The sequence below is a fragment of the Endozoicomonas sp. Z74 genome (assembly GCF_057680865.1).
Window position 1 is genome coordinate 1 of record NZ_JBLYZI010000123.1, and the last position, 13,956, is coordinate 13,956.

Annotated in this window: 12 protein-coding genes; 5 read left to right on the forward strand and 7 right to left on the reverse strand. The window is 52.6% G+C overall.

From position 1 onward, the window contains the following. Positions 1 to 184: 184 nt before the first annotated feature. The 4 genes from ACNRUY_RS23125 to ACNRUY_RS23140 all read right to left on the reverse strand — a co-directional run bounded on the left by ACNRUY_RS23125 (position 185) and on the right by ACNRUY_RS23140 (position 2,834). Positions 185 to 598 carry a hypothetical protein gene (locus tag ACNRUY_RS23125; protein ID WP_488114028.1) on the reverse strand — a complete coding sequence of 138 codons (414 nt, stop codon included), beginning with the start codon at positions 596 to 598 and terminating at the stop codon, positions 185 to 187. Positions 599 to 789: 191 nt separating this feature from the next. After that, positions 790 to 1,230 carry a recombinase family protein gene (locus ACNRUY_RS23130; RefSeq protein ID WP_488114029.1) on the reverse strand — a complete coding sequence of 147 codons (441 nt, stop codon included), beginning with the start codon at positions 1,228 to 1,230 and terminating at the stop codon, positions 790 to 792. 76 nt (positions 1,231 to 1,306) lie between these two features. After that, the gene (locus ACNRUY_RS23135) at positions 1,307 to 1,726 is read right to left on the reverse strand and encodes a hypothetical protein (protein ID WP_488114030.1); all 420 of its coding nucleotides are present in this window, start codon (positions 1,724 to 1,726) and stop codon (positions 1,307 to 1,309) included. Between the two features lie 103 nt (positions 1,727 to 1,829). Next, entirely contained in the window at positions 1,830 to 2,834 is a 1,005-nt protein-coding gene (locus ACNRUY_RS23140) for a virulence RhuM family protein/type II toxin-antitoxin system death-on-curing family toxin (RefSeq protein WP_488114031.1), read from the reverse strand. Between the two features lie 18 nt (positions 2,835 to 2,852). Here ACNRUY_RS23140 and ACNRUY_RS23145 point away from each other — a divergent pair, with 18 nt between their 5' ends. Further along, positions 2,853 to 3,089, forward strand: coding sequence for a hypothetical protein (locus tag ACNRUY_RS23145; RefSeq protein ID WP_488114032.1), 237 nt, complete (start codon positions 2,853 to 2,855; stop codon positions 3,087 to 3,089). Positions 3,090 to 3,477: 388 nt separating this feature from the next. Here the strand turns inward: ACNRUY_RS23145 and ptsP are convergent, their stop codons facing one another. Continuing rightward, positions 3,478 to 6,039, reverse strand: a complete 2,562-nt coding sequence (gene ptsP, locus ACNRUY_RS23150) for a phosphoenolpyruvate--protein phosphotransferase (RefSeq protein ID WP_488114033.1) — start codon at positions 6,037 to 6,039, stop codon at positions 3,478 to 3,480. Further along, positions 6,036 to 7,784 carry an N-acetylglucosamine-specific PTS transporter subunit IIBC gene (nagE, locus tag ACNRUY_RS23155; protein WP_488114034.1) on the reverse strand — a complete coding sequence of 583 codons (1,749 nt, stop codon included), beginning with the start codon at positions 7,782 to 7,784 and terminating at the stop codon, positions 6,036 to 6,038. Before nagE ends, ptsP begins: the two co-directional genes overlap by 4 nt. 309 nt (positions 7,785 to 8,093) lie before the next feature. Here nagE and nagB point away from each other — a divergent pair, with 309 nt between their 5' ends. From nagB to ACNRUY_RS23175, 4 genes are all read left to right on the forward strand, one after another. Beyond that, entirely contained in the window at positions 8,094 to 8,894 is an 801-nt protein-coding gene (gene nagB, locus ACNRUY_RS23160) for a glucosamine-6-phosphate deaminase (RefSeq protein ID WP_488114035.1), read from the forward strand. A 1-nt stretch (position 8,895) separates the two neighbouring features. Then, positions 8,896 to 10,095, forward strand: a complete 1,200-nt coding sequence (gene nagA / locus ACNRUY_RS23165) for an N-acetylglucosamine-6-phosphate deacetylase (protein WP_488114036.1) — start codon at positions 8,896 to 8,898, stop codon at positions 10,093 to 10,095. 83 nt (positions 10,096 to 10,178) lie between these two features. Further along, entirely contained in the window at positions 10,179 to 11,384 is a 1,206-nt protein-coding gene (locus ACNRUY_RS23170; protein WP_488114037.1) for an ROK family protein, read from the forward strand. 122 nt (positions 11,385 to 11,506) lie between these two features. Beyond that, positions 11,507 to 12,757 (forward strand): sterol desaturase family protein, encoded by a 1,251-nt coding sequence (locus ACNRUY_RS23175; protein WP_488114038.1) that lies wholly within the window; start codon positions 11,507 to 11,509, stop codon positions 12,755 to 12,757. A gap of 79 nt (positions 12,758 to 12,836) precedes the next feature. On the opposite strand, the gene ACNRUY_RS23180 is transcribed toward ACNRUY_RS23175, so the two are convergent. Further along, positions 12,837 to 13,760, reverse strand: coding sequence for a hypothetical protein (locus ACNRUY_RS23180; RefSeq protein ID WP_488114039.1), 924 nt, complete (start codon positions 13,758 to 13,760; stop codon positions 12,837 to 12,839). Positions 13,761 to 13,956 lie beyond the last annotated feature (196 nt).

A 13,956-nucleotide genomic window follows, 5' to 3' on the forward strand; every position in this document is an offset into this window, starting at 1 on the left:
AAGAACGCCAATGGAAACTCTGATAGATGGCAAAGAGATCTGGAAGGAAAAATTTGTAGCCTGAATTTGACCTGACAGACACCCTCTGAAAAATCGGTGACTGTCAGATCAGGTCTGAACTACTACACCGAAAGGGAAGGGCCGTTTATCGAAAAAGTACCCTCCCAAGTATAGCCACGACCTATTACGGAATGGATTTGATCTCTTTCCAGGTGGTTTTCTGCCCACAAATTGCCCATAAACAACCGCTATCTTCCATAAAATCCGAAATGATAAAGATTGGCGTATTGATATCAATATTACCAAATTGCCCAACACCGGCTTGGCTAGAGGATGACAAAACGATATAGCCTTTTTTTCCGTTTCTAATAGATTCTAAATGTCGTTTGCGCTCTGTTATACCGGCGGACTTATAACCATTGAGTTTATATTTTTCCTCTGCAAGCACCGGAATATGCATTTTTCCATCAAGAACCTTGCTTTCTTTCCGCCAGCCTTTCAAGACTACTTTTTCAGCAGATTCACCTCCCCAGCTCCATTGTTGGTTTGATAGTGGGGCTCCAATTCTTTCGAAAAAATCAGTCTGGGTTATTTTCATGTTTATCCTGCCGGTCATGGGAACTTGAGGCTAATGCCAGGTTAATCAGGTCAAGAGAAAGTGGTGCTCGAATACTTTACTATGTGGCTGATCAATACCAAACCGTTAGCTTAAATTGAGCGCATACCCACCCCTCAATACTCAAAAATCGGGCAGGGAAGTTATGTCCAGCATACGGGGTAACTGCCCCCCTACCTTTTTTCCAGCCTTTTGATCAGTCGTAACACCTGGCCGCTTTGCCACAGGCAACCTCTTATAGTGAGAACACCTGCCTGATTCAGAGCTGCAGCAATCTGGCGGGTGGTTTTTCCAGCCTTCACCATCGGTGACACCACTTGTTCCGATCGCTCCGCACGCTGGTCAGCCTGCTCTCTGACGACACGATTACGCTGATCTGTTCGATCCCTGAGTCCACCCAGTTTCACACCGCGGGCTTTGGCTTCCTTCAAAGCTGCCCGGGTTCTGGCTGAAATAAAATCCCGCTCCTGTTCAGCCAGTGCGGCATAGATATGGAGCTGAAACTTATCCACATTGGGCATGCAAGCTACTTTCAAACTGAGTCGCTTGTCATCAAGCAGGGACGCAATAAATGAAACCTTGCGGCTTAGCCGATCCAGTTTGGATACTAACAACGTTGCCCCTGTTTTTCTGACCGTCTCCATGGCCCGAGTCAGGTTGGCTCATCCATCCTCAGTCCCGCTTTCCACATCAATAAACGAGCCAAGCACCTGAAAATTTGAAGATAAAGCTGGATATCCCTTGAGTCACACTGCTTTCGGGTGGAGACCCGACGATAGATGATGTACTGCATGACCATTGCCTGACTGCTTTATTTTTGTTGGAGCCAGTATGTATAGCCCATCTGCCACAAATAACAACACTACCTATAACAAGAATCCTTTCGTTTATATTCGCCTGATTGTGATATTCTGCAATGCCATTTCTCCATAAACAGGAAATAGAACCTTCACCTTTCTTCTTAGCAGTGTGTTCGTTGCCTGATGAAATATGCAATATTCCGTCAAGCAGTACCCACTTGCGCCCATCAGCTAATGCAAACAGCTTTTCTTCATCAGATATTGCGAGTAAAGGTTTTGGTTTAGAGATTTTCTTCCCTATAACCACCATCAACTCTCTCTCACAATCCTCTCCAGTAGCAATGCAGCCGGTTCACCCTCCGGGTTCTGCACCGCCAGCGCCAGAGTCGACAGGTTTTGGGGAATCAAGGCACCTATTGTTCAGCTTCCGGAGCCAGCATATTCATAATCAGGCGGATCAGGGTCTCTTTGTGCTTGGGGTTGGACTCCGCCACCAGCAGTGTCAGGGCAGAAAGCCCAATGTCGTTAATCACCGGCTCGCCGGTTTGATTGAACAGGCGACCATTTCTGTGCAGAAAATCCACAAAGAGAAAAGCCCCGCTGCGCTTATTGCCATCGGTAAATGGATGGTTCTTTACCACAAAGTACAACAGGTGCGCTGCCTTGCTTTCGATGGTCGGGTAGGCGGGTTCACCAAAGGCGGTCTGGTCCAGGTTGCCCAGCAGAGCACCCAGATCATCGCCACGGGAGCGGGCAAACAGGTCGGTGGCTTCACCTTTTGCCATCAGCTGCTGCTTCAGGGTCGCCAGGTCTTTGCTGGCCTGCTGTGCCGTGGGCAGGGTGCCGCCAGGCTGGCCGTGGGGTTCGTTCAGCTTGCCTTCATCGTAGCGTTGCAGCCAGAGAAAGGTCTGGGTGTAACGGCTGATAATCTCCACCAGCCCACGACCAGTGTCTGCCTGCAATTCCGGGGTGGCTGCCGCTTTACACACTAGCTTCAGAGCCGCTTCAAGCTCCCGGGCATTCTGCTCGAACCGCTGCTGGTTAATGGTATAGCCACGGGTCAGGTGCTCTTTCAGGATGCTTGTGGCCCACTGCCTAAACTGGACTGCACGACGTGAGTTGACCCTGTAACCGACGGAAATAATAGCGTCCAGATCATAGTGTTTCAGCTTCCGCCGGACCTGTCGCTTGCCTTCCTGCTGAACTACTAAGAAATCCTTAGAAGTTGCCTTTTCCTCCAGCTCTCCCTCTTTAAAGATGTTTTTAAGGTGCATCAGGATGTTTTCAGGGGTGGTATCAAATACCAGGCTCATTTGTCGCTGGGTCAGCCAGACGGTTTCACCGTTAAGCTGAACCCGGATATCACCATTTTCACCGGAGAATATGCGGATTTCACCGGCTGCATTCTGTTCAGACATGATTGTGATTCACCTGCCATGGATAAGTGCATCTTCCAGCGTAGCTTGCAACCGGCCAAGCAGGCCTCCTGGTTCCTGCCGCTGCTGTTGATGGCGGGCCAGCAGGTCGTCGGAATCATGGCTGACGGTTTCGCCTACGGGGAATTCTTGATATCCAGGTTGAAGTTGTGGGCAATCACCTCATCAATACGGACCTTCCAGGCCTGTTTGTTTTCTACCGGCGTTTGTCAACATACAAAGCGCACAAGTCAATGAACCCGTGAACCCAACGCCATAATGACAAAACCACACTGAGGCACCCACCATGAAAACCTTGTACAAACAGGACTGCTGCCTGCAGATTGAACAGCAGCGCCTTCTTTTAAAAGACTAAAATCTGAAGAATTGGATACTGGCCGTCTGGCACACGAGTTTAAGCAGGAGCTGCAACACCGATTTCAGGCATTGATCCGCGATCTTTTGACGTAGAAGCACCATTACGGCTTCCGTTCTTACCCAAAAAAGTACGCATCCAGTACCTTTGAGCAGATCATGAACAGCAACTGGCTGCCGGAGGGGTAAAGAATAAAAAAACCCCGGAGGCCGAAGCATCCGGGGTAATAAACAGTTTATAAGAACAATTTACAAGAACACCGTTAAGTGATCAGGCGGTCAGGCTCCGAACCCCTTCCGCGGTGTCCATGGACAGAGCTTCACGAGCCAGATTCTGACACTGCTCGTAGCTCAAGTCCCGAACCCTGGCTTTCAGTACCGGCAGTGCAGGTACGCTGACGGACAGCTCCTGAACCCCCAGCCCTACCAGAATCGGTGCTGCCGCCGGATCACTGGCCAGACTGCCACAGATACCAGTCCACTTGCCTTCACGGTCCGCCGCTTTCACGGTCATGTCAATCAGCCTCAGCACCGCCGGGTGCAGGCCGTCCACACGGGCCGCCAGTTTCGGGTGACCACGGTCAATGGCCAAGGTGTACTGGGTCAGGTCGTTGGTGCCGATGGAGAAGAAGTCCACCTCTTTGGCAAAGTGATCCGCCAGCATCGCTGCAGAAGGCACCTCAATCATGATACCGATCTCAACGGTCACACCCGCCAGTTCCTGTTCTTCCTGTACCAGCTTTTTCACCGCCCTGAACTCATCCAGAGAGCTGATCATGGGGAACATGATCCGCGCACGACCGGCATGGGCCGCTTTCAGGATGGCACGAACCTGCTTGCGCAACATGGCTGGACGGTTAATACCAATCCGCACACCCCGCTCACCCAGGAACGGATTCTCTTCCCGGGGCAGAGGCAGGTAAGCCAGTGGTTTGTCACCGCCCACATCCAGAGTCCGGATGATCACAGGACGTTCTTTGCCCATGGCTCCAAGGATATCTTCGTAAGCCTTGATCTGCTCTCCCATGGACGGCTCTGTGGCCCGCTCCATGTACAGGAATTCGGAACGCAGCAGACCCACCGCTTCAGCCCCCAGCTTGACCGCTTTTTCAGCGTCTTCCAGGTTGGCAATATTGGCGGCGATTTCCACCCGGTGACCGTCTTTGGTGATCGCCGGCTGATCCGCTACTTTCAGGGCGGCATTGGACTCTGCCGTCATCTGCTCCTGCTGCTTCTGACACTCGGTGATGTCATCAGCGGAAGGGTTCATCCTCATAAAGCCTTTGTTGGCGTTGAGAATGATGCCTGAACCATTGTCGTATTGACGGATATCCTCAGGCACATTCACCAGATAGGGAATGCCCAGAGAGCCTGCGAGAATCGCCGCGTGGGAGGTAGCTCCCCCTTCGATGGTGCAGATTCCCACCACCCGCTTGCGATCCAGCGTCACCACCTCGGAAGGCGTAATGTCATCCAGGCAGAGAACGGTGTTTTCCGGCAGCTGATCCATGCCACCCTCAATGCCCATCAGGTGACGAAGCACTCGAAGACCTACGTCTTCTACATCCGTCGCGCGAGCCGCCAGCATGGGGTTATCCAGCTTGCGCATTTCATCGGCTTCCGCCAGGAAGCTGCGGTGCCAGGCCCAGATAGCGCTTTTGCCGGAATCAATCAGCTGTCGTGCACGCTCGCCAATGGCGGGATCTTCCAGCAGCTGTTGATGAGCCACGAACACTTCCGCGTGACCACCGACGCCTTCGCTCTCCATTTTCTCAACCAGCTGCTTCAGAGCCTGGCTGGCCTGTTCAATACCGTAGTCCAGCTGCCCCAGCTCATCACTGACACCCACACCCTCTTCCGGGTAGCTGGGCAGCTCACGAATCTGGTGGTAAAGCTCACCAATGGCCATGCCTGGAGCGGCCTTTACGCCGGGCAGACGCCCATCGGCACCAGCCACAGGCCCCAGAAGCGGTGCTTCTTCTTCAAACGTCTCTTCTGCAGATACCGCTACATCGGAGACTTCTTCTCCCAGTCCGTCCGCAAAGCCTTCAACAATGGCTTTCAGCGCTTCTTCAGCATCCGGACCATGAACGGTGACTTCCAGACGCGAACCCAGGGTAGTCTGCAGCCCCATCAGGGCAGTCAGACTGTTGGCCTTGCTTTCCTTGCTGTTGTCCTTGTTCAGCACAGTCACTTCGCTGGAAAAGCGCCGGACAATCTGGATCAACTGGGCTGCAGGTCGGGCGTGAAGACCCAGAGGGTTCTTAACAACAATCTCTTCGGTCAGGGTAACCGCGTCCTGGCTACTGTATTTGCTTTCAGTGGACATCGCCTTTTCTGGCTCGCCACCAATCACATAGACAGCCTCTTTACCCGCCGTTACTTCGGCACGCGGGTTAAGGATATGCCCGGTCTCTCCCGTAGTGACCATTACGGCCGTCTGCAGACTGGCCGCTTTAGAGCCCACCCGTTCTGCATCAAAGCTCAACAGCTTCTGACCTGCCTCGACCCTGTCGCCTATCTTGACACAGGTTTCGAAGCCTTCACCCCGCAGCATCACCGTATCGATACCCACGTGGATCAGTATTTCGACCTCATCGTCGGTTTTGATCGCCACCGCATGCTTAGAGTCATGCAGCTGGCTGACAGTGCCGGCGCAGGGCGCCAGCACGACAGAGTCAGAAGGGTTAATGGCTACACCGTCGCCAATCAGCCGCCCGGCAAAGACCGGATCAGGAGACTCCTCAATGGAAAGCAGAGTTCCGGATAAAGGCGCAATCAACGACAGCTGGCAGGGCTTGCCCTGATTTTTGACTTCTTGCTTGAAAGTCATGCAGGAACCTCAACATTGGAAAGATCTTCTGTCGCCGGAATGTTTTTCATTTCACCGGCAATGACTTCCGCCTGGGGGCCGACCACAATCTGCAGGTTTTTTTCGCCAATGCGAACCACTGCAGATGCACCCAGGGCCTTGATGCGGGCATCACTGACACCCGATGCATCTCTCAGCGTCAGGCGCAGACGGGTGATGCAGGCATCAATATCCGTCAGATTCTGGTGTCCGCCCAGCACTTTAAGGCACTGACGGGCAAACAGGGCGTTATCAACGATCGGCTTGGCGCTCACTTCCGGTGCCTGCTCAGAAAGCCCGGAAACCTCGATGTTACTCAGGTCTTCAGTAGCCGCAATCTTTTTCATTTCACCAGCAATGATTTCGGCCTGAGGGCCAAGAATAATTTGCAGGTTTTGCTCACCGACGCGGATCATACCGCTGGCACCCAGCCCCTTCATAACCGCTTCATCAGCCACGCTGGTGTCTTTCAGGGACAGTCGCAGACGGGTAATACAGGCGTCAATATTCGTCAGGTTACCCAGACCACCCACCGCTTTGGCAAACTGGCGTGCTTTATAAGCGTTATCCCTAGAAGAGCCAGTACTGCCCTTCACCGCCTCTGAAGCAGCGCCACTCTCATCGTCTTCACGACCGGGGGTCTTCAGGTTAAACAGCTTGATACCGAAGTAGAATACACAGAAGTAGATGGCGCCAAACACCAGACCAATGATGACCAGAGTCCATGGATTAGTGGCCAGTCCCCAGTTCAGGACCATATCAAAGAGACCTGCAGAGAAACCAAATCCACTGAGAACCCCCATGGAGTTGGTGACCACCAGAGACAGCCCGGTCAATACGGCATGTGCCGCATAAAGCGCCGGCGCCATAAACATGAACATGAATTCCAGAGGCTCGGTAATACCGGTCAGGAAAGCGGTCAGCGCAACGGAGAACAGCACACCACCAACCTGGGCGCGACGGTCTTTTTTAGCAGTGAGGTACATAGCCAGGGCAGCAGCCGGCAGACCAAACATCATTACCGGGAAGAAACCGGTCATGAACACGCCTGCACCAGGGTCACCGGCAAAGAAACGGTTCAGGTCACCGGTCACCAGCTCACCGGCGGAATTGGTGAATTCACCCAGCCCAAACCAGAAATAAGAATTCAGTACATGGTGCAGGCCAAAAGGAATCAGGCCACGGTTCAGAGTGCCATAAACGAACTGGCCAATGGCACCGGACTCGGCAACCCCGTGACCGAAGGCATCAATGCCATTCTGGATGGCTGGCCAGATGTGACCACAGGCCCAGCCAATCAACAGCATCATCAGGCCGGTCATAATCGGCACCAGTCGCTTGCCACCAAAGAAGCCAAGATAGGCTGGAAGAGCTACTGCGTGGAAGCGGTTGTAAGCGTGGCCGGCAACAATACCACTGATAATCCCCCCGAAGAAGGACATGTCGATATCAGCATTGATGGTGCCCGTAGTGGCCTTCAGAACGAAGTAGCCAACGGCCCCGGCAATGGCAGCCGCACCGGCGGAATCCACAGACAAGCCTACCGCAATCCCCATAGCAAACAGCAGTGCCAGGTTACCGAAAATGGCACCACCGGCTTCCGCCATGAAAGGTATGTCCAGCAGATCCGGCTGGCCCAGGCGAAGCAGCAAGGCTGCAACAGGAAGCACTGCGATAGGCAGCATCAGTGCCTTACCCAGTTTCTGCAAGTAACCCAGTATGTTCATAACTGTTTAACCATTGAGTCTTATTAAAAGAGCATGTGTCAGAATGTTCGGCCGAATCTTACTGATTTATTTTTTAAAAAAAAATATAAACCCCGACAATATTGATCCAGGTCACTATTCCGCTCACTTGACAGCACAAAAAATCACCAGAAATCACATCTTTATTTTTCAGCATGAAATAATTAAGCTATGATCCCCTTCAACAAACGTTCATGAATCACTCTTTCATTAGTGGACCTTTCATGAATAAACCCTTGATTAATGCGCCCTTGATTAATTAGCGAGAGTGAACAGGCGGAGCTCCAGGACATGCGATTTATACCCCTGAAAGACAAACCATCGGTGGGCCGCTGGGCGGCACAGTATATTGTTCGCCGCATTCAGGCGTTCAACCCAACCCCTGAGCGCCCTTTCGTGCTGGGGCTGCCCACTGGAGGAACTCCCATCCCCACGTACGAGGAGCTGGTTCGTCTGCATAAAGAGGGAGAAGTCAGCTTTGCCAATGTGGTCACCTTCAACATGGATGAATACGTTGGGCTGCCCGCATCCCATCCGGAGTGTTACCGGGTGTTCATGCGCCGCAACTTCTTTGATCATGTGGACATACCAGAGGCCAATATCAACTTCCTGGACGGCAATGCCCCGGACCTTGAAGCAGAATGCCTGCGTTACGAAGAAGCCATCAAAAGCTATGGAGGTATTGAACTGTTCATGGGTGGCGTTGGACACGACGGTCATATTGCCTTCAACGAGCCCGGTTCTTCACTGGCATCACGCACCCGCCTGAAAACCCTGACCACCGAAACCCGGCATGCCAACGCCCGTTTCTTTGATAACGACATTAACCAGGTCCCCAAGCTGGCACTGACGGTTGGCGTTGGTACCGTGCTGGATGCCCGTGAACTGATGATCCTGGCCACCGGAGCAGACAAATCCCGCGCCGTTCAGGCCACCGTTGAGGGCTCCGTCAACCATATGTGGACCATTTCTGCCCTGCAACTCCACCAGAAAGCCCTGATGGTCTGCGATGACCCCGCCACCCTCGACCTGAAAGTTCGCACATTGCGCTACTTCCAGGACATCGAGTCAGAAAACATCAGAGGCTTTTGACATGCCTGCTGACGTTTCTTCATCAAAGCTTACATCCGCTCTGGCGGCTCCTTCAGAAGCGCCCTTTGCTCTGGTCAACTTCAAGGCAATGACCGGGCAGACAGATCAGGAATCCATTGAAGCACTGGTTATAGAGAATGGCCGAATTTCCGCCGTTGGCAAGGTGGCGGAAATAGCGAATGGCTGTCAACAGATTGATCTTAATAGCCTTAATCTAAGTCCTGGGTTTATTGACCTGCAGCTGAACGGCTGTGGCGGCGTCCTGTTCAACGGCAACATTTCTACTGAAGCCCTGGATATCATGCACTCAGCCAACCTCCGCTCCGGCTGCACTGCATTTTTGCCTACGCTGATCACCAGCAGTGATGAGGACATTCACAGGGCCATTGACGTCGTTCGGAGTTATCAAAAGGCACACCCGGAAAGAGTACCAGGCCTTCATCTGGAAGGTCCCTACCTGAGCCTTGAGCGCAAAGGCATCCACAACTCCGCCTTCATTCGCACACCATCAGCCCAAATGATTGATTACTTCTGCGATAACGCCGAGGTAATCAGCATGGTCACTCTGGCACCGGAAGTCTGCCCGCCAGGAACCATCGAACAACTCAGCGAAGCTGGAATTGTGGTCTCCATCGGCCATACCAACGCCACCTGCGCCCAGGCGAAAGCCGCAGAGCAAGCCGGTGCCCGCTTTGCTACTCACCTGCATAACGCCATGAGTCCTCTTGGCAGCCGTGAGCCCGGTGTTGTTGGAGCCATTTTCGACAGTAAAACCCTGGGAGCAGGCATTATTGCCGATGGCCACCACCTGGCATGGGAGAACCTTCGTATTGCCCATCGATTACTGCAGGACCGGCTGGTACTGGTTACCGATGCCACCACACCTGCTGGAACCGATCTTGAGACGTTCGAATTTGCCGGCCAGACCATTTACCATAAGGACGGAAAGTGCACCAATGCCGACGGCACCCTGGCCGGTTCAGCCCTGACGATGATGGAGGCGGTGGCCAACAGCATCCAACAGGGGCTGCCTCGCGATGCGGTGATCCGGATGGCCACCGTGAATGCCGCCCGCGCAATTCATATTGAACAGAAGATGGGAAGTATTACCCCGGGCCAGTACGCCAACCTGACGCTGTTTGATGACAGTTTCACCCTGCATGGCACGGTCAGCGGCGGTGAGCTGAGCCTGAAGCAATAACCCTTCTTGCTACAAGAAGCCATTGAATTCCCCCTGAGAAGCGGATCGCTTTTCAGCTTCCTGAAACTGAGTGGATAACGACAGTGATCGCCAACCTGGATTTTGTCAAAGAACGGAACATTTCGGCCGTCTATAAAGCCATTGTCGATCATGGGTCCATCTCCCGCATCCAAATAGCCAGGCAGTGTCGTCTGGCAGCAGGTAGCGTGACCCGGATCACCCGGCAGCTGATGGCTTCCGGGTTGATCCAGGAACTGGAGCAACAGTCATCGGAGAGGGGGCGAAAAGCCATCTCCCTGAGTACAACCCCCGGGAGGATTCAGATCCTGGCCGCCCGGGCAGGGAGAACGCATCTGCACCTTGGGCTTTGTGACCTGTCCGGTGAACTGCTTGCACGTTATGCCACCCCAATCAAGCCGTTGAATCAGGTGGGATTCACCCAACAGCTGATCAGTGCCCTGCAGCGGTTTCTGAAAAAGCAGGAACCCCATATCCATTGTCTCGCAGGAGTTGGCATCACTACGCCCGGACTGGTGAACTCTTCCAAGGGCATCATCAGCTTTATGCCCCATCTGAGTGTCAGCAATCTGCCCCTTGCAGAGCAGGTTTCCGAAGCCCTTGGCCTGCCCTGCTATATCAACAACTTTATCGCTTCCATGGCCCTGGCCGAGCACCACTTCGGGGTGACCCGCAACTGCCAGAACAGTCTGTTTGTCAGTGTCCACAACGGTGTTGGCGCGGGCATGATTCTGGATGGCAAACTGTACGAAGGCAGCAATCTGGCCGTGGGAGAGATCGGCCATATCCAGATAGACCCACTGGGCCAGCGCTGTTACTGCGGAAACTTTGGCTGCCTGGAGACCATGGTCAGCAATCCAGCCATCGAAGCACGCTGCCATGACCTTCTGGAGTCCGGCGTGCCCAGCAGCCTGCCCGCGGATGCCGATATCAACGACATTTGTCTTGCGGCAAAGGCCGGTGACAGCCTGGCCAGTGACCTGCTCAAGGAAGCCGCCGCCAACCTTGGCCGTGCCATCGCCATGAGTGTTAACCTGCTGCGCCCGGAGCGGGTGGTGCTGGCCGGAGAGATCTGCCAGGCCGACAGTATCATTCATCCGGTGATCAAGAACTGTCTGAAAAGCCAGACGGTTAAAGTGAATGAAAATCTGGAAACCCAGGTTGTCTACTCAGAGCTCTATGACAGCCCATGGTATGGAGGGTTTACTCTGGTTCGCCAGGCTCTGCTGGAACAGGGGCTGGTTATGAATCTGCTCAGTGAGGATTCATAGCTGGCGCCCTTTATCTGGCCAGAAGACTTTGTATAAACGGTAACATCATGTTACAAAGTCCGATACCATCGCCCTGGATACGCGATGTCTGAAAACAACAATAACAATCAGGGCCCGACTCCATGAATCCTCTAGTCTATGCCTTTCCGGTGTTCTTTCTGATGATCTTCATCGAAATCATCGCCACCGTGGTTCGAAAAAAAGACTACTACCGTCTGAACGATGCCATCAACAGCCTCAGCGCTGGCATGCTCAATGTCACCACGGGGCTGGTTTTCAAGCTGGGTATCTATACCCTGATCTATACCCACACAGCTCTGCTGTCATTCCCTGCTGAGGCCCTCTGGGTTTGGGTGCTGGCCATCATCCTTCAGGATTTCTTCTATTACTGGAATCACCGGATGGGCCATGAAATCAATATCCTCTGGGCCGCCCACGCGGTTCATCACCAGAGTGAGGAATATAACCTGACCACGGCTCTGCGCCAGACCAGCACCGGCTTTCTGTTCAGCTGGATTTTCTACGTTCCCATGGCCCTGCTGGGCATCCCACCGGAAGTGTTCCTGACCGTCAGTCTGGCCAACCTCCTTTACCAGTACTGGGTTCATACCCGCCATATCCCCAAGCTGGGGTGGTTTGAATGGATCTTTGTTACCCCTTCCAACCATCGGGTCCATCACGCCAAAAACCGGAAGTATCTGGATAAAAACTACGGGGGTATTTTTATTCTGTGGGATCGCCTGTTCGGCACCTTTATCGAAGAGGATGAACAGTACGAACCCATCCGTTACGGCACCCTTAAACCTCTGAGAAGCTGGAATCCGGTCTGGGCCAATCTGCACTTGTATGTGGATATGTTTAAAGATGCCGTGGCTACCAAAAACTGGACAGACAAGTTGACGCTCTGGTTCCGGCGAACCGGCTTCCGCCCCTCGGACGTGGCAGCACCCATGAAAATGCCGGATATTCATGGGTATGAAGACTACAACCCGGGAACCAGCAAGGCCCTGAAAATATACACCTTCCTCCAGTTCGCGGTGTTGGTTTTCGCAACCACCGGGCTGATCGCCATCAGCCACACAACCACTTATGGTTTCAATGCCCTTTGGACTGCAGTCCTGGCTATAAACCTGATCGGCACCGGCTGGCTACTGGAAAAAAACAAAGGGCTTCGCTGGCTTGAACTTGCCCGCTTTGCTCTGTCACTCATGGCAGTCACCCTGTCCCAAAAGCTCTGGCCCGGCTTCCTGCCACAGTTGAGCTGGCTGATGACACTTGGGTTGGCAGCTCTGTCAATAATCGGCATGATTTTGATAACGGTAGACAGCCCCAATAAATCAACCATCGACCAAAATGAAGTTCAAACATCCTGATCTTTCACTCCATCCTGCCTTCAGACCTGGCAGCTTGAAAGCAGGATGTGTTTTTCATGACATTTTCATTAAGCGAACATTAATAAAACGCCACCCCATACAGATCATCTTTGACTGGAACGGTTAGAACGCCCTCTTCCATTCTCCTGGCGATGGTTTGGTACAGATGAGTGTATTTATCCATGCTCCGGATTTGTGCCTGTTTGGCAAAATCATCACTCCAATCGCCTCTCTTTTGACGATCATCACCATTTTCATCCAGATGAGTAAAACCAAGACTGTGCATCATTTCATGCTGAAAAGAAGGTGCCGAGAAGTCTCCCAGCAGGGTACCCTGTTTCGGGGACATGGGTGCACCAAAACTGCCATTGTGTCCCTCTCCCTGGGGGTGGGAAGGCGTCCATTGTGCTGTTAGTGACTCATCAAGAGGCATAAATGGTCTGAGGGGAACACTGCCTTCAAGGGCGCTGCCGAAGACCCTGACGTAATACGTCCAGTGAATGTTGCGAACCCGCAGCAATGCCTCAATCAGATTGCTTTTTGAACTAAGCCTGTCAATAGCGCTGGAGTCAGACAAGCGGGCGGTGACATCCTTCACATAAGGAACCTGTTGATGGGGGTCAACCTTACTGAAAAAGTTGGTGTGGTAATCATAAAAAGTTCCATTCCCCGTGGCTTTGCATGGTTCTCTATTTTCACCATTGATACAGGCAATTGACTCCGCATAATAGCGGGTATGCACAGCATATTTATGCATGGCAAAGTTCGCAGCCACTACTTTTCTGGCTTCTTCCCTGTTTTTTTCATCATCAGAATAGGTGGTAAAACTGTACCTTAATAATCCGGAGCATTGCTCGACAGAACCATCCCAGCAGAGCGCAGCGGGTTTGTTCCACTCTTTATGTTCGAAAAAATAACGGTCTTTCTCTGTCATATCCGCTGGGTCATCAGGAAGAAAGTACATTTCATCCATCACCTTGGAAAACAGCTGTTGATAGGTCATTTCCTGAGCATTATAGAGAAACAGATCAACATTCAGATTTTTATTTTCACCATTAACCTGATAGGAGAGCAGGGCAAAAACATGATCACCAATTGAACAGCGCCATCAAGAAACAGCCTGTATAATCAGGGTTTTTCCTGTCTTTCGATGTCTGCAAAAGCCCTGTTTTCCAAATTCTCCTCGCTCACTGATAAGC